This window comes from Leptolyngbya sp. NIES-2104 (genome assembly GCF_001485215.1).
In the GTDB taxonomy this organism is placed as follows: Bacteria; Cyanobacteriota; Cyanobacteriia; order Leptolyngbyales; family Leptolyngbyaceae; genus Leptolyngbya.
In genome coordinates, this window is sequence record NZ_BBWW01000001.1 from 722301 (window position 1) to 748646 (window position 26346).

16 protein-coding genes are annotated in these 26346 nt (G+C 46.2%); 8 read left to right on the forward strand and 8 right to left on the reverse strand.

Features of this window, described 5'->3' with window-relative positions:
• Nucleotide 1: 1 nt before the first annotated feature.
• The 4 genes from NIES2104_RS03480 to NIES2104_RS03495 form a co-directional block, all read right to left on the reverse strand.
• Nucleotides 2-1783, reverse strand: a complete 1782-nt coding sequence (locus tag NIES2104_RS03480) for a peroxidase family protein (RefSeq protein ID WP_058995774.1) — start codon at nucleotides 1781-1783, stop codon at nucleotides 2-4.
• Between the two features lie 78 nt (nucleotides 1784-1861).
• Nucleotides 1862-2761, reverse strand: a complete 900-nt coding sequence (locus NIES2104_RS03485; RefSeq protein ID WP_058995775.1) for a hypothetical protein — start codon at nucleotides 2759-2761, stop codon at nucleotides 1862-1864.
• Between the two features lie 88 nt (nucleotides 2762-2849).
• Nucleotides 2850-4517: an alpha/beta hydrolase gene (locus NIES2104_RS03490; RefSeq protein WP_072218020.1), complete on the reverse strand. Its 1668-nt coding sequence runs from the start codon at nucleotides 4515-4517 to the stop codon at nucleotides 2850-2852.
• Between the two features lie 99 nt (nucleotides 4518-4616).
• Nucleotides 4617-5558, reverse strand: coding sequence for an SGNH/GDSL hydrolase family protein (locus NIES2104_RS03495; protein WP_058995777.1), 942 nt, complete (start codon nucleotides 5556-5558; stop codon nucleotides 4617-4619).
• Nucleotides 5559-5914: 356 nt separating this feature from the next.
• Between NIES2104_RS03495 and NIES2104_RS03500 the strand changes: the two genes are divergently transcribed.
• The 4 genes from NIES2104_RS03500 to NIES2104_RS03515 all read left to right on the forward strand — a co-directional run bounded on the left by NIES2104_RS03500 (nucleotide 5915) and on the right by NIES2104_RS03515 (nucleotide 15752).
• A complete protein-coding gene (locus NIES2104_RS03500) occupies nucleotides 5915-9277 on the forward strand; it encodes a caspase family protein (protein ID WP_058995779.1) in 3363 nt (1120 codons plus the stop codon).
• A complete protein-coding gene (locus NIES2104_RS31570) occupies nucleotides 9274-13473 on the forward strand; it encodes a caspase family protein (protein ID WP_058995781.1) in 4200 nt (1399 codons plus the stop codon). Before NIES2104_RS03500 ends, NIES2104_RS31570 begins: the two co-directional genes overlap by 4 nt.
• A 191-nt stretch (nucleotides 13474-13664) precedes the next feature.
• Complete coding sequence (locus tag NIES2104_RS03510; protein WP_058995783.1) at nucleotides 13665-14018, forward strand: hypothetical protein; 354 nt, start codon at nucleotides 13665-13667, stop codon at nucleotides 14016-14018.
• A 177-nt stretch (nucleotides 14019-14195) separates the two neighbouring features.
• A complete protein-coding gene (locus tag NIES2104_RS03515) occupies nucleotides 14196-15752 on the forward strand; it encodes a glycosyltransferase family 39 protein (RefSeq protein WP_058995785.1) in 1557 nt (518 codons plus the stop codon).
• Nucleotides 15753-15956: 204 nt separating this feature from the next.
• On the opposite strand, the gene NIES2104_RS03520 is transcribed toward NIES2104_RS03515, so the two are convergent.
• Nucleotides 15957-17345, reverse strand: a complete 1389-nt coding sequence (locus NIES2104_RS03520) for a hypothetical protein (RefSeq protein ID WP_058995786.1) — start codon at nucleotides 17343-17345, stop codon at nucleotides 15957-15959.
• A gap of 344 nt (nucleotides 17346-17689) precedes the next feature.
• Between NIES2104_RS03520 and NIES2104_RS03525 the strand changes: the two genes are divergently transcribed.
• The 3 genes from NIES2104_RS03525 to NIES2104_RS03535 all read left to right on the forward strand — a co-directional run bounded on the left by NIES2104_RS03525 (nucleotide 17690) and on the right by NIES2104_RS03535 (nucleotide 21169).
• The gene (locus NIES2104_RS03525) at nucleotides 17690-18361 is read left to right on the forward strand and encodes a response regulator transcription factor (RefSeq protein ID WP_058995789.1); all 672 of its coding nucleotides are present in this window, start codon (nucleotides 17690-17692) and stop codon (nucleotides 18359-18361) included.
• 18 nt (nucleotides 18362-18379) lie between these two features.
• Complete coding sequence (locus tag NIES2104_RS03530) at nucleotides 18380-20332, forward strand: CHASE2 domain-containing protein (RefSeq protein ID WP_058995792.1); 1953 nt, start codon at nucleotides 18380-18382, stop codon at nucleotides 20330-20332.
• Between the two features lie 72 nt (nucleotides 20333-20404).
• Nucleotides 20405-21169: a DUF928 domain-containing protein gene (locus NIES2104_RS03535; protein WP_058995794.1), complete on the forward strand. Its 765-nt coding sequence runs from the start codon at nucleotides 20405-20407 to the stop codon at nucleotides 21167-21169.
• A 247-nt stretch (nucleotides 21170-21416) separates the two neighbouring features.
• Here the strand turns inward: NIES2104_RS03535 and NIES2104_RS03540 are convergent, their stop codons facing one another.
• Both NIES2104_RS03540 and NIES2104_RS03545 read right to left on the reverse strand, forming a co-directional pair.
• Nucleotides 21417-22220 (reverse strand): DUF1822 family protein, encoded by an 804-nt coding sequence (locus tag NIES2104_RS03540; protein ID WP_058995795.1) that lies wholly within the window; start codon nucleotides 22218-22220, stop codon nucleotides 21417-21419.
• A 343-nt stretch (nucleotides 22221-22563) separates the two neighbouring features.
• Nucleotides 22564-22959 carry a cupin domain-containing protein gene (locus NIES2104_RS03545; RefSeq protein ID WP_202815030.1) on the reverse strand — a complete coding sequence of 132 codons (396 nt, stop codon included), beginning with the start codon at nucleotides 22957-22959 and terminating at the stop codon, nucleotides 22564-22566.
• 501 nt (nucleotides 22960-23460) lie between these two features.
• Between NIES2104_RS03545 and NIES2104_RS03550 the strand changes: the two genes are divergently transcribed.
• On the forward strand, nucleotides 23461-23919 hold the full coding sequence (locus tag NIES2104_RS03550) for a cupin domain-containing protein (protein ID WP_059001544.1): 459 nt from the start codon (nucleotides 23461-23463) through the stop codon (nucleotides 23917-23919).
• 508 nt (nucleotides 23920-24427) lie between these two features.
• Here the strand turns inward: NIES2104_RS03550 and NIES2104_RS03555 are convergent.
• Nucleotides 24428-26296 carry an exo-alpha-sialidase gene (locus NIES2104_RS03555; RefSeq protein ID WP_058995800.1) on the reverse strand — a complete coding sequence of 623 codons (1869 nt, stop codon included), beginning with the start codon at nucleotides 26294-26296 and terminating at the stop codon, nucleotides 24428-24430.
• Nucleotides 26297-26346: the final 50 nt, after the last annotated feature.

Genomic DNA, 26346 nt, shown 5'->3' on the forward strand with positions numbered 1-26346 from the left:
TCTATGGCAGTAGCGCAGCAGACGCTCCGATTCGCGTCCACGGAGCAAACGCATTGTTCACTCCGATCAGAGCAGGAGCAAGCCCCGGATAATGGCGTTGTAGCACCGTTAGCATCGTATTGTTCTCAATCCAATCGAGACCGAGTTGAGTGTAAACCTCAGCCCGGTAGTCCTTGGTGAAAAAGCGATCGCTCTTCAGCCGCCGAGATGCCATCAAAATAAACACTCGAAACGCAGTATCACTAAATCCAAACCCATCCGGTAGGTCTTCGGCAAACAAGCCTACCATCAAATCGACGCTATTGATGTCGTTGTTATAGACTTCGCGCAGTTCCTTCACCCACGTTGGATTGCTGGTGATTTCTTCAAACGAGTTCACTCGCCCACGCCCGACGATCTCTCGGAAACGGTTATATCGCGGCACCCCCCGTTCTCGATCGCGCAAAATATCCACTGCCGCTAAGTCAAACACTTCGCCATCGTCTTTGACTAATTGGCGCAGAAAATGCGGATAGTTATGCAATCGGATTGCACCCGGATGGGTAATGCCAAATGAGTAGAACAAATCAGGCAGCGAAACTTCCTGCATGAAGCCACGAGTCTTTTTACCAAACACTTCCGGGAAGTCTTTCTTTGTCAGGAATCTGCCATCTTGATGCGAATGGAATTCTAGCTCATCGGGAATCAACGGGTGCATTCGATAAACTGAAACAAACTCTTCAGTCAGAGCATAGGGAGCCGTGTGGTGATCGGTGGATGAACCAATAATGCCGCTGAGTAATTCACCATCGCCGATGCGTCCTAACAGGCGTTTGAAATCTTTTCCGAGCAGTCCCCACCAGTTAGAGTTCATCCCAATTTCGAGCGCGGGATGGGGCAAGATTCCTGGTGTCCATTCGGTCGTGTGAATTTTTGCTAGCAATGCCGCGTTAATGAGTCGAGCATGATCGAACAGGTCATCGTCTTTCCACTCAGGGTAGTCTTGCTTGAGTCGATCGCAGATCGCGTTATGCTCTTTGACAAATAGGGTATGCAGCATACTCAGACCCACCCACCAAGTACCCGAAAAGCCTACATTATCGATGCCGTCTGAGTTAAGTGGAAGATAACCATCTTCGCCGATGCTCATTTTGCCGTCGATATGCGATCGCAAACTATCGATTGTTTTTTGATCACTACCATAGATGTGCGAGGCATCCCACCAATGCGTCACTTTGTTAATAAACGTCGGCGGTTGCGCTTTATTGCCGTCACGAGTCGGGTCTTCTAGTGTTTTTCTGACCGTCATCGGGCGGTATTGTTCAGGATAATCATCGCCGTCTTCGATCGGAATCTCATAGTTGTTATTGGGTTGTTCTGACGGTTGACTATCGCCATGACTAAACCAATCGTGTGTCTGAAACTGAATCCACGCCGCAGCCGTCAAATTTAAGATAGTGGCAGGCACGAATTCACGCCGTGTTAGTAAAACTTGGCTGACTTTACGAGGACTTGGATTGAGCAGATTTTTCTCATCGAACTTCGCTTCACTCAATGGCACATTCCGACCTAATCGCGTCCCTGCCATGCCCATTTCGGGATGCTCTAGATCGTTATAGCTACCATCGGCAGTCCGGATCACTAAATGTCGATCGTCAGGGCTAGGCGTTGGCTTTGGTAGTTTGTCGGTGTTCGGGAGCTGCGAAGTATCATGCAGATTATGCTCACGCAGTTTATTGCGAAACTGAATCAGCTTGAGAAGTGCTAAGGGAAGCGGTAAACGATGCCACGGGATTCCAAACATTAGGTTCTCCTTGGAATTACATGAACAAGAGGAATCAAATCATAACGGAGGGACATCGGAAGTTTTGCAGCGCTCGGATTATCTGTTTGAGCGTAACTCCTTTTGTAAATCAGTCATGAATCCCAGAAAGAAATCTTTGAATACACACGATCGTTCTGATCTTCCGGTTCCAAAGGTAAACAAAATATCCTGAGTTTGAGTTGCGGCTTTGCCGACGTTAAAGGCGACAACTGTTTTTCCGGGCGTGGTTGGAGCAGCTAAAATTCCCCCCAGTGTCGAGGCTTTGACTGCAATCCGGCTAACTTGAGGTGTAGGAGGATGAGCGGTGAATGTTTTTTCGATCGATTGATCAAGGTTATGCTTCAACGTTTTTAATGATCCTGCGGTTGCTTGAACCACTTCGCCAATGTTGTGTCCAGCATCAACCAGATGAACATCGGGCGGAAGCGTTCGCGTACAATATTCCATAATTTGCTGTTGTGATTTGCGACCGCGTTGATATTTCCAAGGAAAGATCGTTTCTCCTAACTTCTGCACTGTATGTTTTGCAGCCTGTGTAATCGAGTTTGGAACTTCTTCACCAAAAAACCTGCGATTTACAACTTGTACCATTGCGTGAGCCAGTGTATCATCGTCTGCATTGGTTCGCAGTAGTTCTGCGATCTGTTGAATATCTTCTTGGCTGTAGCCCTCTGCCGATTTGGCTTCAAGATAAGCCCGTCTGGGGGAATAAGTGGGATTCGAGGTCGATTCAAACGGACAAAACCACAAGTCGCGATCGACATCATGAAACTTACTAGCTTTGAAGAAGAACCTCACCCACCACGGTAAATCTTTCGTTTCGTAAGCGTGTAGACGATCGACATCCCCGGATGCTTCAATGTTCTTAATCTGCTCTGGATCTGAGATCATTACGATATCGATTAAAGCTGGAATGTTGACCCGAAGCGGCTTGAATTGGAGGAACTTCTTAAACATCTCTGATTCTCCTGAATAAACGGGCTGTGAATGCAGCACCTTTGATAACACACTAGCTGATACAAGCTTTTCGGAAGGTTCAAATATGTTAAGAAGAAGGGATAAGGAGCGATTCGTACTGTCTTTTGCTGGAATTGAGTAACTGCACGATCGATTGGTTTTGTCGATCGCCGAGTGTTTGAACAAGCTTTAGTTTTAAAGGCGCTCGACTGATTGATCTTGCATAAGATGAACTGAGATAGTCGTGGTAGTTCTGATCGTGTCGCAAGTAGGTTTGAAGAAAAGCAGTGCTGAGAACATTGATATACTGGCGGGCAAGAGCAGGATCAGCACCACTAATCGAAGCAGGCAGCGAAATGACCTCGCTTGGAGAAGCTGCGATCGTGGAAAAATGAGTGCCACCCTCAATCAACGCTAGATACTTATGCGGAGTTGTCAGCCAGGTAAAAGGCTGAATTTGCTCTGACAAAGCGGGAGCTAAGGTATCCGCGCTGCCTGTAACAAATAGGGTGGGAACTTTGATTTGGCTCAACCCTGCTTGTCCAAAAATGCCGCTCACGGTTGGATTGATTGCGATCACTGCTTTGATGCGGGGATCGGAGACGGTGGCTGGAATCTGAGGAACTTGCAGCACCAGACATTGCAGCAGTAATGAGAAGTTAAGCGAATTTTGTGAAGTCTGACAAATCGATCGTAGATGCTCCGGTTGAATGGTAGCTCCTGCCGTTGCTAGAGCGGTATAACCTCCGAGCGATTGCCCGATAATCCCGACATTCTGCAAATCTAATCGACCCATATTCGGATTAGATATAGATAGCTGTTCTAATCGATCTAACAGCGTTTTCACATCTAAAGGGCGATCGATGAGTTCTTGAGGAAGAATCAAATGAGCAGATTTCGCAGTCAGTAAGGCTGAAATTTGGGCTGAACTACTCCCAGAATGCTCTGGGACAACCACTGCAAATCCATGAGATGCAAGATGTTGAGCTAGATAAGCAAAACTTCCTCGATCAGACCCCAATCCATGAGAAATCACGACGACCGGATGACGAGTTTTAGAAATTGGTAAATAGAGATCAGTTGGGATTGTGTGATTGCGCGATCGTGCTGTCACAATTAAGCTCTGTTTACGCCATTGAAGCGTTCCTGGTTGCCGCAAATCTAGGGATGGAGTAGGGAGTCGATCGGCTTCTCTTCGAGATTCTTGATCGATTTTAGCGATCGCTTGTTCAGTTTGAGTTCCCATTTGCTTTGCGACTTCTACAATTTCAAGTCCCTGTTGTAGATTCACTCGAACGTTTCGCGATGGAAACTGCATCAGAACATCGAGCGGTGTGAAGCCTTGAGGATCAGCAGCAGCTTGAATCAATCCTGCTCTCAACGCATAAAAACCAGGTGTAGGACCATCTGCTTGAATCACTTGCTCAAGTCGCTTTAGTAACTGTTCTCCAATCGGTGTGTATAAGAACTGAGACACAGCAACTGCATTGAGTGAAATTTTAGCTGACAAGAAAGAGCGCATTTGAGCAAGCTGTTTGGCATCGATCTGCTGAACGTAAGCAGCAAGCTCTGGAGTCATTTTTCCGGTCTTGATGTAAGGTTCTAGCAAAGCGATCGGGATTGATTGTTCAAATAGACTGTACGAGAGTTTAACGCGCTCTGCACTTAGAGCGGTAGGCATCGTGAAAGCAATGGGCAACCATCCGACAAAAGCAAGCGCGATCCGTTTTAGCGATCGGGATGTAAAATACTGCATTGTTCTAGAGCCTAGAAATTGTAGAATCGATGCGGTGTTGATGCACCCCCTGTACCAGAGAGACCATGCTGCGATGATCCCTCTGGTCTGTTCGGTCTATTAGCTCACTGCGGTCGCGACAGGTGTCAGTAGAGCTACGGCTGTTTTTGCTAAAGTGAGATGCGCGGTCGTGGTTGGATGAATTCTGTCCCAGAAGAAGAAGGTATCTGCATAGCCTTGAAACTGCGAGAGCTTCTCCAATTCAGTATCCGCAATGTTCGTAAAGCCAGATTTTGCTGGATCTAAAAACAATTGATTCATCATCCCATTCACATCAAACAGCATGATCTGGACATCAGAACCAGCCGTGTGCTGCAAGGCTTGAATTGAAGTGGCTAAAGCTGTATTGTGTGCATGAGTCAGCGCATTCAGTCCATTAGAGACTTCGGGATTGCCTTGTGAAGATGGCAAATCGCCTAAGTCGGGTAAATTCACCACCATGAGTTGCTTTGCGCCCGCGTTGACGAGGGACTGAATGGCGTTAGACAAATTCGCGATCGGCACCGTGGGATCGGTGCTCCCGCCTCCGAAGTAATCATTTGCACCGACCCAGACAATGTACAGCGCGTTCGAGTCTGCTGGAGCGCCCTGAAGTGAAGCAGTGAATTTTTCAATTTGCTGTTGCAGTCCAGGCAAGTTGTGGGGATTGTTTGGAATAAAGGTGTTGAGACTGCCTGTTGTGGCTCCACCTGCGGCAAAGTTGGTATGACGACTCGATGGAAGTTTGAGGAACCGAGCCAGATACTCTACCCAAACTGGACCATTCGAGAAGCGTCGCGCAAAATACGGCGGTGCTGGCGGAAGTCCTTCGCCTAGAGCTTGTTGCATCAGGTCAAACGTGTTCCCAATATCAGAAAGACTATCCCCAAATACGTAAATCTGACTGAGTTCGCAATACTGCTGTTGTAATTCAGAGGGCTGAAAGTAGTCAAGCAGAATATCAGTTGATACATCTGCATCGGGATTGAGGTCAGCATTGATCAGTCTGAAAGTATCTAGCATTGTATCTCCTTAAGATGTCAGTGAAGGGGTGCGATCTGGCAAATGGAATGAGACGATTGATAGGTTCAGATAAACGGAGCGTACGGTTGCTTTGTCGATCGCAGTGTAGAGCGGTCAACAGTATTTTCTAAAACAACTTGAAATTCTAAGAATTATCGAAATAGAATTCAACATTGCTTTCCTATTTATTCATTGGGTCACTTCAAATGTTGTTTATGCAGTCCATGCTGAAATTTCACCTCGTGAATTGAGAAAATAGGCGGTCACTGCATAAATAATCTCTTGACGTACCCACTAAGTTTCTAGCGTCAAAACAATTCACTCTGAACATTTCGCGAGTTAAATCGGAGAACACCATGACTCAGCACATTTATGCCTTGCTAGTTGGAATTGATGAGTATTTATCGCCAGTCTCCACACTCAAGGGGTGTGTTAACGATGTTACAGCAATGAAAGACTATTTGGAAGGGCGCATCGAAGACCAGCACCAACTTCATATCCAAACGCTCTTTAACTACGAAGCGACTTACAGCGCGATCGTCAACGGATTTCGATCGCATCTTTGTCAAGCAAAAAGTGAGGATGTCGTTTTATTTTACTATGCTGGACATGGGAGCCAAGAGCAGACTCCAGAGGAATTCTGGGCGATCGAGCCGGATCATTTACATGAAACTTTAGTGTGCTATGACAGTCGCACGCCGACCGGGAAAGACTTAGCCGATAAAGAATTAGCGAAGCTCATTGCTGAAGTTGCAGAGAATCATCCGCAAATTACGATCGTGCTTGATTGTTGCCATTCTGGATCAGGAACTCGTGATTCGGCAGTAACAGTGCGGCAGACTCCCGCCGATTCGCGAGTACGATCGCTCGATAATTTTCTATTCTCACCTAAAGAAATTGAGCGACTTTCTTCAGTGACCGACTGGGCAATGCCACGCGGAAAGCATGTTTTAATCTCTGCCTGTCGCGATCGTGAACTGGCGAAAGAAGTTCGGGTTGAAGGTCAAAATCGCGGCGCATTTTCTTACTATTTGATGGATACTTTAAAGCGATCGAATACAAGTTTAACGATTCGAGATTTATTTAAACGGACATCTGCACTGATCGCAAGCAAAGTGATCGCACAGTCCCCTCAACTCGAAGCGACTGTTCCAAGCGAATTAGATCGACCGTTTTTAGGCGGTGCAATTGCTTCACGAGTTGATTACTTCACAGCAAGCTATCACAAAGACTATGAATGGATCATTGATGGCGGTGCAATTCATGGCATTCCGCAACCGTCCTTCGGAGAGACGACGATTCTTGCACTGTTTCCGTTTGAGACTGCTACGACTGGTTTAAAAACACTCCCTCACGCGGTCGCTCACGCACAGGTTTTAACTGTGCTGCCGAACTTAAGCCAAATTCAGATTGAAGGGAGTGCAGTACAGCCTGACCAAACTTTTAAAGCGATCGTCATTAGTTTACCCTTGCCGCCAAAAGGCATTGTTTTAGCAGGCGATGAAATCGGTTTAGAACTGGTTCGATCTCAACTTCAATCGTCACTGTATGTTCAAGAAGCAAAAACCGAAGAAGCGGTATTCAAATTGATTGCACGAGAGCAATGCTACTGGATTACTCGATCGACGGACGATCACCCATTAGTTGCTGCCATTGAGGGATACACCTTTGAATCTGTATCGAAAGTAGTTCAACGCTTAGAACACATGGCGCGATGGATGAACATTGCTGAGCTTGCGAGTCCTGCTGTAAGTCGAATTCCTTCAGATGCCGTGCAGATGCAGATTTATCAAGACAATCAAGAGCTACAAGATTTAGAGATTCAATTCACTTATCAACCAAAGCAACCCAGCTTTAAAGTAAAGCTCCGAAATACCAGTAATCAGGCGTTGTATTGTGCTTTACTCGATTTAACCGATCGCTATGGTGTTGACGCAGGACTGTTTGAAGCAGGAGGAATCTGGCTTGAGTCGGGTCAAGAAGTTTGGGCATTAGGTAATCAGCCGATCTATGCAAGCCTGCCAGAAGCGCTCTGGAAACAAGGCAAGACTGAAACAAAAGATATTCTCAAACTCATCGTGAGTACGACAGCGTTTGATGCAACCTTATTGGAACAGTTTGAGCTAGATTTGCCAACACTTTCTCATCGAAGTGTAGAACGAGGACAAGGAACGCTCGATCGCCTGATGAACCGAGTTCAACGGCGTGAATTGCGCTCTGCTCCAGAGGAACCTGTTTGCAATGATTGGACAACTAGCCAAATCGTGATTACGACGGTTCGCCCACAGCCAACAGTTTCGATTTCTAGCGATCAAACCGTTGCGATCGCGCCGGGTGTTCAAGTGAGTCCGCATCCCACTTTCAGCGCCAATGCACGTCTCACAACTGAGGCACAATCGACTCGTGATTTAGGCAATCGTAAATTACCTCCTCTTTTACAAGAGATGCAGCCGTTTCAATTCTTACCTAGTCGAGGCAATGAGCCAGAGTTAAATGTTTTGGAATTATCTCAGGTGAGCGATCGTGCTCAAGTCACCGCCGCTAATCCGCTCAGATTGCTTGTAGAAACGCCGCTTGCACCGAATGAATACCTTTTGCCGATTAGCTACAATGGCGAGTTCTTTTTGCCTTTAGGACGCGCTCATCGAACTTCAGAAAATCAAACCGAGATTGTTCTAGAGCGGTTAACAGAGCCAATGAGCGAAGGTCAGCGGAGTTTGGGGGGATCGATTCGGATCTTTTTTCAGAAAGTTGTGACCGAGCAATTAGGATTGCAGTTTAACTATCCTTTATTGGCGATCGCAGATATCAACCCAGATGAAACGTTAACCTACACCAGCGATCTACAACAAATCAGAACAAGAGTGGCTCAAGCCGATCGCATTGTGCTTTACATTCATGGAATGATTGGCGATTCTCAAAGCATCGTGCCCAGTCTAAAACACGCAAATTTACACGATCGCTATGATGTCATTCTCACATTTGATTATGAAAATCTGAATACCTCGATCGAAGAAACCGCTCAACTCTTAAAACAAAGACTTGCTGCGATTGGACTAACCGAAAATCACAGCAAACAATTAGATATTGTCGCGTACTCATTGGGTGGACTCGTCTCACGCTGGTTCATTGAACGCGAAGGAGGAAATCGGATTGTTCAGCATCTATTGATGCTGGGTACGCCTAACGCAGGAACACCTTGGTCAACTTTAGAAGATTGGGCACTATTAACGCTGAGTGTCGGACTCAATGGACTATCTCACTGTACTTGGAGTGCGCCGATCGTGGGAATGTTGATCAAGGCGATCAATCGACCAATGCAGTTGATAGAAATGATCGACATCACCTTGGATCAAATGCACCCTCGTTCCGAGTTCTTAACAGCTTTAGCGGCAAGCTCAGATCCAGGCATTCCCTACACAGTGATTGTCGGTGATGTTTTATCTATTTCTAAAGCCTCGCAAGCACAGAAAGATCAACAATTCAATGCGTTAGAACGTCTGTCTCGTTCTCTATTTCGCAGAGTGGTTGCAATTCCATTTCTTCAACAAGCAAACGATATTGCAGCAACAGTTTGGAGCATGAAAAATGTGAATTGGAAGCAGGTGCAGTTCTATGATGTGAGTTGCGACCATCTCTCCTATTTGAGCGATCCCGCTGCATTGTCCGTGTTCTCAAAAGCCATGATTCAGGCACAAATTCCTGGAGGTGTGAAATGAGCGAGTTCACTCAAAACATTGCGATCGTCATTGGCATCAATCACTATCGTCATGGCATCGAACCGCTAAAAAACGCGATCAATGATGCAAAGACGATCGCAACATTACTAGAAACTGAGCATCAGTACAAGGTGCTATTGTTCCTCGATCAAGATGCGAGTTTAGAAAATCTCCGTCATCTAATTGAAGTGACGCTGCCTGAACTGGTCAGTGCAGACGATCGCGTATTGTTCTACTTTGCAGGGCATGGAATTGCCTTGAACAGTGATGCTGATCCGGCTGGGTATCTGATTCCTTGTGATGCCGATAAGGGAAAAACAGAGACTTACTTGCCGATGACAACGCTCCAAATCGCGTTAGAAGCTTTACCTTGTCGTCATTTCTTAGGAATTCTGGATTGTTGTTATGCAGGTGCATTTCGATGGGGAAGCAGTCAGCGCGATTTGCTTGCAATGCCAGAAGTCATTTACAAAGAACGCTACGATCGCTTCGTTCAAGATCCCGCGTGGCAAATTATTACGTCATCGGCTGCGGATCAAACTTCGTTTGATAGTTTTGCACTCGATACAGAACGAGGTCAGGGTCAACATTCTCCGTTTGCGACAGCTTTGATCGAGGCACTTCAAGGAGCCGCCGATCGCATTGTGCCAAAATCGGGAAACCGAAAATCAGTCGGAGACGGAATCATCACCGCAACTGAATTGTATCTCTATTTGCGCGATCGCGTTGAACTACCCACCGAAGCTTCCCGCAAGCGTCAAACGCCGCAACTCTGGTCGTTGAACAAGCACGACAAAGGTGAATTTATTTTCTTCGCCCCTGGTCAACAAATAAAACTAGAGCCTGCACCTGCGTTAGATGAATCAAAAAATCCTTACCGGGGGCTAGAATCATTCGAGACAGTTCACCAAGCTCTATTTTTTGGACGAAGCGCGATCGCATCTGAGTTAAAAGCATTTGTTCAGAATCACTCGTTAACGGTTGTGCTTGGTGCTTCTGGCTCTGGTAAATCTAGCCTCGTCAAAGCTGGATTAATTCCCCAACTGCAAGCCGCAAGCGATGCGAAATGGACGACCTTTGTGATGCGTCCTGGAAAATCTCCGTTTACTGCACTGAAACACACGCTCAATCAAGATTTAACAGTTCAAATCTCTTATGTAACTCTGCTTTCAGCCTGGAAACAACAAAATCCGAATCACAAGCTGTTACTGGTGATTGATCAATGCGAAGAATTAATCACGCTCTGTCAAGATGAACAAGAACGATCGACATTCTTGATTGAACTCAGAACCGCGATCGCAGCCCATTCAGATATTCTCAAAGTTGTACTCACGCTGCGATCAGACTTTGAGCCTCAGCTACAGGATTTCGTGCTAAAAGACCTTTGGCAATCTGCCCGGTTCCATGTTCCAGCGATGTCTCGCTTAGAGCTACAAGACGCGATCGAGAAACCCGCAGAAGCTCGCGTCATGTACTTCGAGTCAGACGAATTGGTGCAACAACTCATCGATGATGTTGCAGATATGCCCGGATCTTTGCCTTTGTTATCTTTTGCTTTGAGTGAACTTTATTTGAATTTTTTGAAGCGTCAACAGGAAGCAAGTTATCGAGGCATCATTCTCGATCGTGCAATTATCCAAGCTGACTATGATGCTTTGGGTGGAGTGACTCGGAGTTTAACTCAACGCGCCGATCAAGAATGCGATCGCTTAGGGTCTGACTACGAGCAAACGATTAAAAATGTGATGCTTCGCATGGTCGCGATCGGGAGTGGAGAACTGGCGCGGCGCAGAGTATCTGATATCGAACTAAGTTATCTGGCTGCAAAAGGTGAGCAAGCTAAAACAGTCATTGATCAATTTTCAGCCGCTCGATTGTTAGTCAAAGGGCAAGACATTGAAGGAAATCCCTATGTAGAGCCTGCCCATGATGCGCTGATTCAAGGTTGGGGGAAACTGCGAGACTGGGTAAATTCAGAGAAAAATTTAGATCTACAGCGCCGTTTAACTCCAGCCGCCCTCACTTGGAAAACTGCCCAACAGCGCCGTTTCTTGTGGAATGCCGATCCTTATCTAGAAGTCCTAAACAAAGAAATCTTGAACTCTCCAGACAACAACTGGCTGAACCAAGTTGAAACCGAATTTGTGCAACGTAGCATCAAGCGAAAACAGTTGAATGTTCGGACTCGCTGGGGAACTGCTTTTGGGGTCATGTTGGGTTTAGGTGGACTCGCGATCGCGGCTCGAATCGGTCAAGTCAACGCCACGATCGGGCAAATGCTCGCAAACACTCAAACCGCAGAAGCAAGTTTACAGAGTGACCAAGTCACATTAGATGCTTTGATTAGCAGTCTACGGGCTGGACAAGCTTTGCGGGATTTGCAGCAACAAATTGCTTTCAAACCAAACCAAGAACAGCAATCTCAAGTGGTTCGCACCTTACGAAAAGCAATTTTCACCGTTCGAGAAACCGATCGACTCACTGGATTTCCGGGCGGTGTTCAACAAGTATTTTGGCGTAATGATCAATTGCTTGTCTCAGGCACAGAGCGCGATGGTAGTGTTCATGTCTGGAATCGCAATGCTCAATCTCTTGCTAAACTACCCGCCCCTGCAAATTCAGTCGTTGAGGTTCAATTTAGTCCCGACGGCAACCTGCTTGCGATCGCACTCAACGATGGCAAGATTCGGCTCTGGAATTGGCAACAAAATCAAGTCACAGAATGGCAGGCACATCAAAACAAAGTAAACAGCATTCGATTTCGTCCTGATGGAGCTGTGCTTGCCAGTGCGGGAGGGCGCAATGCTCATCTCTGGGACTTGTCCGGCAAATCCCAGCGGCAATTCTCACATCCTCGCAACCCCTTTCTAGGAGTCGGCTTCGATAAAAACGCTCAGTTGCTGATGGTGACCGCTTCTGAACAGCCCCGATCGAAACGGATTCAACTGTTGAACTCGTCTGGCAAAGTGATCAATCAACAAGACATTGGCAATGCTGGCTCAATCACAGATATGAGTGCTGCTCTCAGTCCAAATGGCGAAGATGCAACGATTCATGATGGTGAAAGAAGTCTGCTGTGGAACATTCAAAATGGGGGATATCGAGTCTTGGGAGCAGATACGATCATCGCGTTTAATCGAGAAAATACTCAACTGGCAACCACCGGATCAGAAGACGGAACTGTTTCGCTCAGAAACGAGACGGGTACAACCACAACCGAATTAAAAGGATATCAAGGTCGAGTCGTTAGTCTCAATTTCAAAGCGGATAATCGTGTATTAGCGGCTGCAAGCTCAGATGGAACCGTTCGGCTCTGGGGGTTAGCTCCTCAGCCCTTAGAGCTTGTAAAACAACTACCAGGAGTCATTAAACGCACTGGATTTCGCCCGGATGGTCAACTAGTGACGCAAACCGAAGATGGCAGGCTTCATTGGTTCGATGTAGCAGGCAATCTACTCAGTGATTCAAGCGAAACATTCCCACAGTTTACGACTTTCAGTTTTCATCCTCAAAGTCAGCAGTTGATTGGAACCGCAGAAAACGGTCTCCATTTCGTCGAAGCCTTTGGCAATTCCTCAAAAATACTTGCAGGTAACTATCGTGGCAATGTGAGTTTCAGCCCGAATGGTCAGCAATTTGCAGCGATCGTGGGAGATGATCGAACGATCGCAGTGATAGATACCGCTTCAGGAAAACCTGTGAACACCTTCAAACAAGAGGGGCGGGTTGATCCAAATACGATCGCAAGCGTCATCTGGCGACCCGACGATCAGAAGCTTTTATTCTCAACCTTAGACGGCGCAGGTGATCAAAGAAGCATTCGCTTGTGGGATGTCTTGTCTGCTCAACAACTTGCAACTCCTGTAGAAAGAAGCGCTGAAATTCGTGCCATCAGCTTTAATGCGTCAGGGGGTTTAGTTGCAGTTGCTCAAGCCGCAGGTGAGGTTAGTCTGTGGTATTCGGAAGGAACAAAAATGACTGCCTTTCGCGCTCACGATCGCGATCTAGCAACCCTGAGCCTTAGCCCGGATGGGTCAGCTTTAGTCACCGTCGCTGAAGATGGAACGGCTAAACTGTGGCAAATCGGTGGCTTAGATGACTTGTTAAAGCGAGGCTGCGATCGCGTTCAACTGTATTTGCAAAATCCTAAAGCAACCCTCGGTCAAGATGCTCGACAGATATGCAACCTAAACTAGCTCTGAATCTTTACATAACTTTTCAGAAAACTCCCTATTTTCTCAGCAAAGCCTGCATAAACGTTCAATTAATCGTCCCACTAAAGTCATAGGAGAAAATCGGTTGGTTTCTAAATTCATTTCTAGGGAGGTGAGCAGAGCAATAAAGAATTCCTGATACAACTCTATGTTTATTCAAAGGGATAAAAGCGATGAAACGTCTTTGCTATCGAGGAGTGTTCTATGACTATCCTCAATTCTCCGCATCTGAAGCACATCCCATCATTCACTGCACAAGTTTGAGAGCAGGACAACAGGATGAGATTGTGCATAACAAGGCGCAATTCAACGTGAACGAAGTCGAAGTCAGTGATTGGAGTCAGGTTATGCAGTGCGAGCGGATGGGAAGTTTGTATCGACTTTACTGTGCGGGTTGGAGAAACGGTTCAACTCAGCGTTTCTCTCCTCTGTCACACTACTTGTTGAGTATGTTTCTCTACTACCGTCGAGGTTTTGTAGAAGGGCTAAATTGGCAGCAAGAACAGATGAAAAGTAGAACGTTTTGAACGAAAGATTACACCAAATCAAGAGGACATTCCTAACAATGCTACTTCTAGAATATTTTCTTTGCTTGTACTAGATAAGACGCTCCTTGGAGTCTTAAAAAATCTCAAATGCAAGCGCCTTCAACTGTGAATTAAATGGTTCAATAGTTGAGAACCAATTACAGTAAAACCGAACGTATGCTGGGTCAACTTAAGCAGTTTCACAACCGCGATTTTGCCTTTTTAGGTTGTTTAGCAGGTGTGAAACTGCTGCTTCATCTTTTCACAAATGGACAGTACGGTTATTTTGCAGACGAACTGTACTATATGGCTGCTGGAGAACATTTAGCCTGGGGATTTGCAGAGTTTCCTCCGCTCATTGCAGTCATGGCGAATCTGAGCCGTGGAATGCTCGGTGATTCTTTATTCGCAATTCGGTTATTTCCTGCGATCGCGGGAGCATTGACCGTATTTTTAACCGGGATGATGGTGCGTGAACTGGGTGGAGGGCGATTTGCACAATGTTTCGCTGCGATCGCGGTTATTCTCGCGCCTGGGTATCTATTTATGCAAACCATTCTGACAATGAATGCGTTTGAGCCGCTACTCTGGATGCTATGCGCTTATGTCGCAATCTTGATTCTAAAGTACGAGAATCCGAAACTATGGCTGATTGCAGGGTTCGTCGTTGGCATTGGGTTGATGAACAAGTTTTCGATGGCACTGTTTGCCTTCAGTCTGCTAGTTGGCTTTCTAATTACGCCAGCCCGAAGGCTTTTGTTGAATCGATGGCTTTGGTTAGGATGTGCGATCGCGTTACTCATCTGCCTACCGACTATCTTGTGGCAAAGTCAGCACAGTTGGGCGTTTCTGGAGCATCAAAGAGAGTCTAATCTATACGAGAAAAAAGGCTTGCTTCAGTCCGCGATCGATCTTTTCGTGCAGCAAATCATTCTGATGAACCCTCTCGCATTTCCAATCTGGTCAGCAGGCGTTTACTACTACTTATTTGCACGGGAAGGCAGAAAATATCGAGCTTTTGGCTGGACGTTTGTTGTCATTTTAGGATTATTTTTACTCTTTGAGGCGCGATATTACTATCTACTACCAATTTATCCTCTGTTTCTTGCGGCAGGTGCGATCGTATTTGAGCAGCATTGTCAACATCGCAATTTGCTAAAATCTGCTTTTTTAGCTTTACTCATGAGCGGCGGGTTATTTCTAGCACCGATTGGACTGCCCATTTTATCGATCGAGACGCTAATTCGTTACTCAAATGCCATCTACCGACCCCCTACTCTCTCTAAAGAATCAATCAATCAGGCAGAACAAGCACCCTGGCATTTTAGAGCGATGCTAGGGTGGGAAAAGACTGTTGCGACTGTTGCAGCAGTTTACGATCGCTTCGCACCCAACGATCGCTCTGATTTTGCCATCTTAACGTGGCGCTATAGTGATGCGGGCGCGATCGATTTTTGGGGTCGAAACTACAATCTTCCGAAAGCAATTAGTGGACATACAGGATACTATTTTTGGGGATCAAGAGAGTACTCTGGCAAGCTTGTTCTCAGTGTAGGTGGCAACTTAAGTTTTCTATCGCCAAGATTTGATTCGGTCGAGCAAGTTGCCACCATTACACATGAAAAGACAGTTGGCATTAAAAGTAATGTACCTATCTATCTCTGCCGAGGTATCAAGAAACCCTTAAAAGAGAGCTGGTCTGATTTCAAGTTTTACTTTAAGCGCCCGACATAGCTTTCCTACCGTGTACACACAAGTCGATCGATCGGTCGTTGCCGAAATCCTTCGCCCCCAAAATGGGGGATTTAGGGGGCAGAAGCCGACTGAAACGAAGCGATTCAAACTTGTATGTACACGGTATCATAGCTTTCTGGGTCTCTTTACGGAAGCTCATGTATATGCTACTCGTCTAAGAGGCTAGGACGCTCAAAATCTCCATCAACTTAAAGTAGACTGTGATTGTAGCCCTTCGCTGATCACACCCATGATTTTCTGATTAACAGTTTCTAAAGAGTCAGGGCGGAGTGCTAAATCTTGTGCGAGTTGCCGTTTGAATGCGTGAAGCAATGCGGGTTGGCGGATGATGTCACTCCAATCTGAGCCGTTAGACTGTTCTAAATGTTTGTATATCTGCCGCTTGCAGTGGGATTGTAGGCAATCACTCAAGGCAGATTGAATGAGTGCGATCGCGCTATCGTCAGAAGACGATAGATTCGGATTAAGCTGCTGGCACTGTAAAAGAAACCCTTTGAGAAGATCCCGGTTATAGCGACTTAACTGCCGAGCAACTTGATACTGCTTCTGTAATTCTGGATACTGCGGTTTTAGAACCGTCGCAATTTCTGTTTGAGTTAAATTTAAGCCTAACCAAAGCTTGAATAAGGTTTGACCAACCTCTGGAATGGTCGTAAATAGTCGAGAAACTAAAGCTTCCGCTTGCTCTCTTTCTTCGAGTTGAATGACAGATTCCCAGGGAGTCGGCACCGAGTCAGAAATAACGTCGTCACGATCGAGGGTCATCACTCTTTGAGTTCGATAATCGCGAGCCGCTTGAATACAGGCTAAGAGCATCGTCTGAATGGTTTCAGAATTGGAGGCAATTGGTGGCATCAATCGATCGTGCTGCTGATTGTAGTAAGACGCAATTTGAATCAACTCGTCTTGATTCGGAGGCTCCAGTCTTTGATTACTCGTTCGAGTTTGGAACTGGCAAACTTCACGGTAACAGTATCTTGCCAAACAATAAGCCTCAATTTGACTGGGATGAATTCCAATTGCGGCTAACGCTTCTTTAAGTTCTTTGTTACTCAAATCTCGTAAAAGTCCATAGTCAGAAAACTTCTCTCGCTTTGCCTCAATATCTTGAGCGTAGATTGTATTGCCAATAAATCGAAAAATTGCGGTTTTTGCATAGCTTTCTAAGCGCGTTTGTGAATAGCCAGATTGAAAGCTACGAAAGAGCTTAGCGGGTTGGCTGACAAATAAATTACCAATTTGAAACAAATCTGCGATCGAATATTGATACCGAATCGATTGAAATTGCTGCTGAACTTTCTTCGCAGACTGGTAACACGCTTCCTGTAGATAGGCAGACAAATATTTTTCAGCGTACTGAGCAGAGGAGGACTGTGCCGCTTCTGTTTGCGAAATTTTTAGAAAATCAAGCGCCCACTCCTCCGCTGTTTTGTCTGGACGCGCTTGGATTTGCTGCTCGATCATCGATTTTAGCCGTGGCTCTACCCCCCAATTGAGCGCAGAGCCTTTTGATTCATCTGAAAAACTGAGAAAAGTAGAAAACTGTTCAACTACGCTTTGCCGTTTCTTCATCGTCCTACCTCATTGGAATCGAACTTATTAGGAAACTCAAGCTCCGCTTACTAACACTGATAAAAACGTTTACACATCGAGATGAGACAAATCATTCTGAGTACCTAACGTTGCTACGATACACAACCGAGTTTGTCGATCGCCTTAACCTTGTATGCACAGTGGATCGCACAGCTGAGACAACTCAGTTGCACAGTTGTGCAACTCGATTGAAAAGTGACCAATTTGATGATTCAGAACAGAAATTTGTCCTATGATGAGCAAAGAAATAAAGCTTCGCGCTCTACCCATTGCTGATTCAAGGTCAGTGAATTGCTCATTTTGATTGAGGTTTCAATAATGAAATGATCGAAAATTTACCGAAGCAAGTGACACTTAAAGTTCTGGTTGTCGATGACCACGAACTGATTTTGAATGGAACGATCGATTTGCTGAAACAGTACTATCCGTACGCTCAGATCTTAACGGCTAAAACGACTCAAACGGCACTTCAGCAAGTTGAAGCCTCTCAGCCTGATCTGGTCATTGTTGATCTCGCCCTACCAGAATCTCCAGGCGACAATGCCGAAATCAACGCAGGCATCAAAAGCTTGAAGACTCTGATGAAGCGCTATCCGATACTCAACCTCGTAGTACAAAGTAGCTATGTGAAAGCATTGGTCCGAATTAAACCAGATATTGACGCTCATGAAGGTGGATTCACCGTCGCTGATAAAGGACTTTCGAGCCAGGAGATGTTGAGTCGAATTGATTTAGCACTGAGAGGGATAACGCATACGAAAGATTTGAGAATGCCACCCGGAGAAGTCAAACTTGAATGGATCGAGTTACTCAATCTTGCGTTTGAAGAAGGACTTGAAGATAAAGTGATTGCCGATCGCATGAATGTCTCACTCAGAACGGTGCGTCATTACTGGGCAAAAATTCAGGATGTGCTAGGTGTCTATCTTGAAGATGGGAAAAGCCTTCGGATTCAGACTGAGAAACGAGCGAGAGAAGAAGGGTTTATTGATTAGTTGAGAAGGAATAAACGCTTGCTGTCTAACCTCTGGCACGAATTTAGACCAAGACTATTTCGATGGGCGGTCACAGCACTGCCCGGAATTGCTGCTCTGGCAATGATTCTGCTGTTGCGTTTTACTGGATCGCTGGAATTCTTAGAAGGCATCACGCTCGATTCTTTCCTTCGTCTTCGCCCTGCTGAAGCGATCGATGAACGAGTGGTAATCGTTGGCATTGACGAAAAAGATATTCAACAGCTAAGAACCTACCCCGTTCCCGATCGAACGATTGCTAATCTGCTTAAGACGATTCAGCAGTACAAACCTAGCGCGATCGGGTTAGACATTGTTCGAGATATGCCCGTGAATCCCGGTCATGCTGAACTTGTCACCGCTTTCCAAAGCATGAAAAATTTAGTTGCCGTTGAAAAGGTTTTACCCACTGCGATTACGCCTCCTCCAGATTTACCTCCTGAGCAAATCAGTTTTGCGGATGTACTGCCGGACAAAGATGGCAAAGTCAGACGCGCTTTGCTGGGAATGCGACGACCTGAAGATCCCCAACAGTACACATTTTCTTTGCCGCTGAGACTGGCAGAAACTTATCTCAAATCTCAAGGTATCGAGCTAAACAATGGAATTCGCGATTCAGAAGCGATGCGATTTGGTGCGATCGAGCTTCCTCGCGTTCTGCCAAATGATGGCGGCTATGTAAATACCGATGATTTTGGAGTTCAAATTCTACTGAATTATCGAAGTGGTCAGCAACCGTTTCGTATCCTCCCACTTCGAGAAATCGCCGAAAATTCCGATGAGTTAAAGCGCATTTTGCCGGGGCGGATTGTTTTGATTGGAGTCATGGCAACGAGCGTGAAAGATTACGTTGATACTGCGGCAATCCCAACGTTGCAGGCTCCCGGAAAGATTTACGGGGTAGAATTTCATGCCCATGTCGTGAGTCATATTGTCAGTGCTGTACTCGATAGCAGAGTCCTGCTCCGCACCTGGTCGAAGCATTGGGAGACTATCTGGATTGTGATGTGGGGAATGTTTGCGATCGTACTAGGACGCATGACGCGATCGCCTTTGAGAAACTTGGTTTATATTGCAGCAAGTAGTCTTGTTATGGTCGGGATTGGATACATCAGTATTCTTTTCGGTTGGTGGATTCCAACAGCGCCTGCTTTACTAGGATTAGTGATCAATGGTGCAATTTTAAGTGCTTTTTATCAATACGATCGAACATTGCGATCGCAGATCGAGCTACGACACCAAACGATCGAGCGCACATTCGTTGAAATTCATTGCGGTCCGTTGCAAACACTAGCAAATCTATTAAGGCATGTTCAAGATCAAGATTTGGAACATGATCAATTGCTCGAAGCGTTGAAGGATCTAAACTATGAAATTAGAGAAATCGGTGAATATCTGAAGCTTGAGGCACTCGATCAAGAAGAAACGCTTCGGTTAGGAAGTGGTTTGATGCTCGATCTAAAGCTACCGATGCGCGACCTGTTCTATGAAGTCTACAGCCATACGCTTCAGCGCAATTTTCCCTGCTTTGAAACCCTCAAGGTCAGAGCCTATTCGTTTGATCCGATCGAAGAACAGTATCTAAACATCGACCAGAAACGTGAACTTTGCCAATTTCTAGAAGAAGCCTTGTGTAATGCTGGCAAACATGCAAGCGGGCTGACTCGACTCAGTGCAACCGGACAATATCGAGAGCGATCGTACATCCTAAGCATTAAAGATAACGGCGCTGGTATTCGCTCAGATTGGCAAGGACGAGGAACGAAACAATGTTTAGCGATCGCAAGAAGACTCAGAGGTAACTTTGTGCGAACTGAATTGAAAGAGAAAGGAACTTTATGCCGATTAACCTGGTCGCTTAGCACAGGAAAACGTCTGAACTTGACCCAAATTAGATATCGACTCAAAACACTTGTGTTAAACAGATTAAAGCCTGGGTTCAAGAAACAATAGTAATCTGTTAATCTAGCTCAAGCGTGATTCTATTCTTTGTTCTTCCACCAAAAATCTTTGCCCCTAATAACTATGTCTTTACTTCAATGGTTTCACAGTAGAAACATCAAGTCTGTAATTGGTTGCACCTTGATTGGACTTATTGCAACTCCGACGGTTCTCGCAGCCTATGCACCGGGTAATCAAAAACCTGCACCTAAAAATCGTCGATCGAATGCAGGAACAACAAGAGGATGTTCGGGCGGAGAGTTAGCTCTGACTGCGCTTGCTTCTCGTAACTATATTGGACGATCGACTTCGCAGCAGCCCACGTTTGCCTGGTATGTTCCGCGCGATTCTGCGAATCGCGCGATGAAATTTATTGTCTACGAACAGGTTCCTAGTGCTAAGCCCAAAGCCATTCGAGAGTTATCTTTGCAAAGCTCTCCCGGCGTTATGAGATTGTCTCCTGATAACCTCAAGCTCCAGCTTGGCAAAACTTATCTTTGGCAAGTGATCATTCAGTGTGATCCAGATAATCCATCAGGGGATTTGGTCAGCGAGGGAAATCTTGAAATTGTTGCCGTTCCACCCGCGGTACAAAGCAAACTGAATCAAGCCACGAATCAGGCTGAAAAGGTCAATATCTATGCTGAAGCAGGCTTCTGGTATGATGCGCTGGGCGAAGCACTTAAACAGGCTGAAGCATCGAAACTGGGAACATCAGGAGCGTCGCTGTTGAACGATCTAGCTCAGGCAGAATTATCGAATCTGCCACCGGACTTGACTCCTCAAGAGCGGGACGCGATCGCGGCACAAGTTGCAGTCTTGAAGCAAATTGCGGTTAGCGATCGCTAAGGAATTTGCCTTCTAGTAGAATCTCGTTGTTCAGTGCGTTCAGCCGACTCTGGAGTGTAATTCGGGGCAAGGCGGAGCACAATGTCTATTTACAGCACAAGCTTTAGCCCAAATGGGTAAACAATCGCCTCAACTCCCAATCGAACTTAGTGAAGAGGCGATCGTATTGGTAAACCGCAAGGTGTGTATCGACTGCCAAACGGAAACATCTTGCTAAGTCGAAACTTTGGAAAACTCTGATGCGAAGTCATGTTAGAGCGATCTGTGTATCGGACTCTACAACAGGTTCATCTTGTTTGATTCGGCGCTGATGAAGTGAGTGACGATAGTGATTCGAGGTCAAAATGGCTGCCCATTCTGAGAAAGGCACGGTTAGCCGAGGAGAGTGTGCAGTCGAATCGCTTAGTTTTGTTAATAAGCATTCAACCTGATTCGATAATAGACTCGGCAATGCCTGAAGTTCTGGTTTTGCAGTGGCGCAGGTGTCTTGAGCGACCCACATCACGTCTAAGTTTTCAATCAAATCACTTCCACTCAAGACATAGGTTTGAGTCATGCGATCGTAGTGCGATCGTTTCAGAATTTGCGCCCTCGTTGCATATCCACACACTCGCATCCAGCATTCATCTAAGTTCAGTTGCACCGCTAAATAATAGTCTGGAATCCAATCAGGAATGTCGATCCATTCTTGGGGAATGCACACTTCAGAGAAACGACTCTGCTCCACAGGAATCAAAACGACGCGAGTTTGACCAATGGTGAGCGCCGTTCCATTCACAACTTCCCAAACCGAAGCATCGAAGCTGAATTGACAAGACAAATCTTCCTTCTCAAAATGCACCTCTAACCACGCTAGAAATTGAGTCAGGCATAGTGTATTGAGATAAGCCGTCCAGCGGGCAGCAGCATTCGAGTAGGACTGTTGAGCGATTCCTTCGGAGTTGCGCTCTGCGCTAACCGTTTGCCAAGCTTCAGTTTGAGTTCGTTCGGATACCTCTAACCAAAGCTGATGCGGAAAAAATGTTTGGAGTTCGGTCAAAGTGAATACCATTGTGAGTCATCCTTGTTGCAATGGGTTGAGGGTTCGAGCGCTCCGAACGACACATCACTATTATGAACCTTTCGCGAATGTTCGTATAGCAACACAGAGTCTCTGCGTAGTGTCGATCTACTGAATTAGTGGGTAAAAAGATTGAGCGATTATGCAATTTTGGATAAAAAATAAGAAAATTAGCGACGCACGAACGAAACATTCCCCCTATGGATGGATTTAAAGGGAACAGCGGTAGCTTCGCTACACGATTACGTGCTCGCATTTCATAGTCTCAATATCAGAGCGCGAAACAACTTTCAGATTGTGCAAAAAGAGTTTCTTGCTAGGTAAAGAATCTGCTTTACTCGCCTGAAGTTGGATCGTAGAGAACAACATTCTCTTGGTCGTTCGGATCGTTTCGCGCCACGAGTGCATGAGCAGGCTCAGTCGCACTGAGATTGTGAGGTTGATGTGGAACACCTGGTGGAATAAAGATGAAGTCACCCGCCTCGTTGATAACCGATTGTTTGAGTCCTTCACCATACCGAGTTTCGACCCGCCCTTTAATCAGATAAATCGCGGTTTCATAGTCGCGGTGAAAATGTGGTTCAGCCGTTCCGCCTGCTGGAATGATTACTAAGTTCATCGAAATTCCCTTCGCGCCAACCGTACTTCTAGAAATGCCAACAAAGTAAGGTAAGCGCTGACGAGTTAATATTTCAGCATCAGGGCGAATCGTTACGACCTCACTTGACATTGAATTAGGCTGTTCCGAAAATGAGTTTTGTTGTAAAGTCATCAGCAACCTCTACTTTATGACTGAAGCTAGTTTGGATAGAGTACGGTTAGGTATTAGGACTGCTTGTGCTTAGACATATTCATCGGGTTCGTTCTTGTACAATCTAATTCCTAGAATTGTACGTGCAGTCTCTCTGCACCAATGCCTGTTTATCTTTGGCGTATCATAGCTCAAGAACTCAGATTAGACATCGACAAAAAGCGCCGATTTCACCGATTAGCACCGAGAGAGCCACACGAGTAAATCTTATCCAAGTAATCTGAGTCTTGCTTAATCCGAAGTATTGAGAAATTTACTCCCCGAAGCAATGCTTAAACGAATTGAGACGACCTTTTCCGAACTTCTTCAGACTTTTACCCGAAAAAGTTCGGAATTTTTTAACCGCTCTTCTTTTTAACTTGGAAGCAGGGCATGAAATTAAATTTTCGTTCTCGCTCAATCCTAAAGGAAGAAACCGCAATGAACACTGCTACAAAGAAGTGCGTCGTTCCATTATTTAGAACGCCGAATCAGTATCAAGCCTATCGCATTAGTCCAGAGGCAACGAATCGATTAGCAATCGTCTTTGATCCGCAGACCAGCCCTCTGTCTTTGACCTACTGCATTGAGATTTTTGATGTGGGTGGAAAAACGCCCCCAAATCGGCATCGAACCGCAGTGGAAATGTTTTTTGTCCTCAAGGGAGAAGGCAGAGCCACCTGCGACGGCAAGACGATGGACATTCGCACGGGAGACAGTATCCTGGTGCCGCCAACTGGAATGCATATGATTGAAAATCAAGGGGAGGGTCGCCTCTATACGCTGACGATCATGGTTCCGAACGAAGAATTTGCAGAACTGATTCGGAGCGGTATTCCGGTTGCTCTGGATGAAGAAGACATTGCTGTATTACAGCGATCGGATGCGCGCTTCGGATGACCGCAATTTACACTGACACTAAAACGACACAACTGCGGCAATGCACCGATTGTCTTTGCCTTAATCATGAATTTGCGGCACAATGAATTCATAATTAAGGCAAATTTCATGGATGAAGTATTCTGACCCAAGCTCCTAGGCAGCTAGATCCTCTAGCATCATTTCAATTGCCCTGATGTAGATCTGGATGAGAACTTGCCCATACTCTGTGTTCTCCTGTACCTCTTTGATGGCACGCTCCACTGTGATTAATTCACCATCGGAGATGAAATCTGACCAATCGCCTGCCCTCCAGCGTTCTATCACCAGATTCTCCCGTTAGGAGTTATCAAGGTTTCCTTTTACTAGAATGAATCAGCCCTACCAATTCTGGGGGACTTTGAGAAGATGGTTCCGAAGTCCCTCACTTGTGGAGGATTTATGGGGCTAAAGACAAAACGAAGAGTAAGGTTGATGAATCGTAGATGCACCGAGTTATGACTAACGAAAGGCAACCATGCGTGTAGAATCAATCACCACGCTCATGTAGCCTATACCTGTTGTGACGGAATCCCCAATCAAGGGGATCGACCGCATACGGCTCTACTCTCACAGCAGCAATTCTGGCAAGGATAGACAGTGCTCGTCGTGCACTATTTGTATCACCGGTTCTCATATAGCCCTCAAGCGCGTTATTCGCGTTTCGATGAATAAACTCTGCGCCAAAATCTCTGCCTGTAACCGTATTGGCATTTTCTTCAAAGCTATCACCTGGATCATCACTGCGCCGGAATCGCTCCCTTCCCGCAGTTGGCCCGATAAATATATTCCCTGGTAACCACCGGATGGCAGTAGCTAGATTGTCAATACCGTCTGCCGGTCTGGCGTTCGGATTGTGACGAATCGTTCCGTTCCGAATGCCTAGCATTAACTCTCTGAGTTGGAGGATGTCATTTGCGCGCAAGGTCATTTCGTAGCGCTCTAGGTTTTCATCTAGCGCCCCTAGAAACTCCTCTGCGGCAATATGAATATGGTTTGTTTCCAGCATTCGGTTCCAGAAATCCCTCAGTCGGTTGTCCGGGATAATGTGATGGCGCGTCATCTCAACGGGAAAGGCATCGGATATAAAGGGTATATGTTCGGTAAGAGATGGGTTATAGCGATCGAGTCCAGGGTAAGGAGCACCAGGGCGTGCATCGGGCAGTCGCAGATCATACTCTTGAATCGGCACGATTAAAGGGTTCTTGGTATAAGCGTGCCAAAGCGACTCCTTGCCAACCGTATCTGTCTTCCCTCCGGCATGCAGTAGGTGCAGCAGGTCGCTGTTATCAAACGATGCTAGAGCGGGAGCGTAAGCTAAGCCAACCACATGATTTGTGCCTGCTAGAACCACCGTTCGATGCTCACGATTTTTACCAATACTCCAGAGCAAATTATCCTCGTTCGGGCCTTGATGCATGATGAAGAAGGAGTCGGGGCGATATTCAAAGAGCGTAGGCGGACCCGTGATGCCAAGATAAAGGTCGTCACCCATTGCACTGATGCCTCTGGCATCAATGCCTCTAGCCTTCTCTACTTTTTCGTCCTCTGACCATACTTTGCCGTCAAAATGGGTGGACCACAACAAGCCAGCGCCGTCTTTGTGTTTCTGGTGCCCTTCATGCAGGCAGTAGAGGTAGTCGTTCATCACCAAGAGCGAACATCCAGCCGTGGTGCCAGCCCCCACACTTTCGTGTTTAGACCACTTCCCTGTCGCTTTATCAAAAGTGGAATAGAACAACTCGTTACTGCCGTGCTTTCCTTCATGCACACAGTAGAGCGTCCCTCGATACACCGCGAGCGCGGCAGGGGCAAAACCTCGTCTTGATGTTCCTCCGTCTAGACCCGTTGACTGGTCATTTGACCAGGAGACACCATCAAAGGTAGCGTGCCACAACACGCCAGTGCCACTCTGTCCCTCACGCATGCAGTGAAGCTTGCCGTCGTAGACTACTAGAGCAGGCGCACCTGTTGTGCCAAGATGTTTTTTTCCCTCCTTCTCTAGTCTTACGTCCTTCGACCAGGTCTTGCCATCATAGGTCGTGACCCACAGCCAGCCATCATTGCCAAATCCTTCATGGATGCAGTAAAGCTTGTCTTGGAAAACTGCTAGGGCTGGCGAGCTAGAGATGGCAACTTCCAGTTGCGTATGTTCAACACTTGCTCTTGGTGCTGCTGAAGATGCAGCACGAGCTGCTGAAGATGCAGCACCCATCCACTCATCGGGCAGAGGACTAAACAAGTCCCAAGGAAAGGCATCCTTAGGCTTCTCTGGCTCTAGTCCTGGTAATTCTGGTCTTGAGTTTGGGTCATCTAAAATCTTTTTGATCGCGCGATGTAACGGAAAGTTGGTAGCCATGATTTTTTCTCCGTGAACTAGGCTTGTTGTGATGTACGAAACGCCGAATT

What these genes read in the sequence shown, in the direction of transcription:
- NIES2104_RS03480 (WP_058995774.1), bottom strand. Translation starts at nt 1,783, where the DNA reads ATGTTTGGAATCCCGTGGCATCGTTTACCGCTTCCCTTAGCACTTCTC.
- NIES2104_RS03485 (WP_058995775.1), bottom strand. Translation starts at nt 2,761, where the DNA reads ATGTTTAAGAAGTTCCTCCAATTCAAGCCGCTTCGGGTCAACATTCCA.
- NIES2104_RS03490 (WP_072218020.1), bottom strand. Translation starts at nt 4,517, where the DNA reads ATGCAGTATTTTACATCCCGATCGCTAAAACGGATCGCGCTTGCTTTT.
- NIES2104_RS03495 (WP_058995777.1), bottom strand. Translation starts at nt 5,558, where the DNA reads ATGCTAGATACTTTCAGACTGATCAATGCTGACCTCAATCCCGATGCA.
- NIES2104_RS03500 (WP_058995779.1), top strand. Translation starts at nt 5,915, where the DNA reads ATGACTCAGCACATTTATGCCTTGCTAGTTGGAATTGATGAGTATTTA.
- NIES2104_RS31570 (WP_058995781.1), top strand. Translation starts at nt 9,274, where the DNA reads ATGAGCGAGTTCACTCAAAACATTGCGATCGTCATTGGCATCAATCAC.
- NIES2104_RS03510 (WP_058995783.1), top strand. Translation starts at nt 13,665, where the DNA reads ATGAAACGTCTTTGCTATCGAGGAGTGTTCTATGACTATCCTCAATTC.
- NIES2104_RS03515 (WP_058995785.1), top strand. Translation starts at nt 14,196, where the DNA reads ATGCTGGGTCAACTTAAGCAGTTTCACAACCGCGATTTTGCCTTTTTA.
- NIES2104_RS03520 (WP_058995786.1), bottom strand. Translation starts at nt 17,345, where the DNA reads ATGAAGAAACGGCAAAGCGTAGTTGAACAGTTTTCTACTTTTCTCAGT.
- NIES2104_RS03525 (WP_058995789.1), top strand. Translation starts at nt 17,690, where the DNA reads ATGATCGAAAATTTACCGAAGCAAGTGACACTTAAAGTTCTGGTTGTC.
- NIES2104_RS03535 (WP_058995794.1), top strand. Translation starts at nt 20,405, where the DNA reads ATGTCTTTACTTCAATGGTTTCACAGTAGAAACATCAAGTCTGTAATT.
- NIES2104_RS03540 (WP_058995795.1), bottom strand. Translation starts at nt 22,220, where the DNA reads ATGGTATTCACTTTGACCGAACTCCAAACATTTTTTCCGCATCAGCTT.
- NIES2104_RS03545 (WP_202815030.1), bottom strand. Translation starts at nt 22,959, where the DNA reads ATGTCAAGTGAGGTCGTAACGATTCGCCCTGATGCTGAAATATTAACT.
- NIES2104_RS03550 (WP_059001544.1), top strand. Translation starts at nt 23,461, where the DNA reads ATGAACACTGCTACAAAGAAGTGCGTCGTTCCATTATTTAGAACGCCG.
- NIES2104_RS03555 (WP_058995800.1), bottom strand. Translation starts at nt 26,296, where the DNA reads ATGGCTACCAACTTTCCGTTACATCGCGCGATCAAAAAGATTTTAGAT.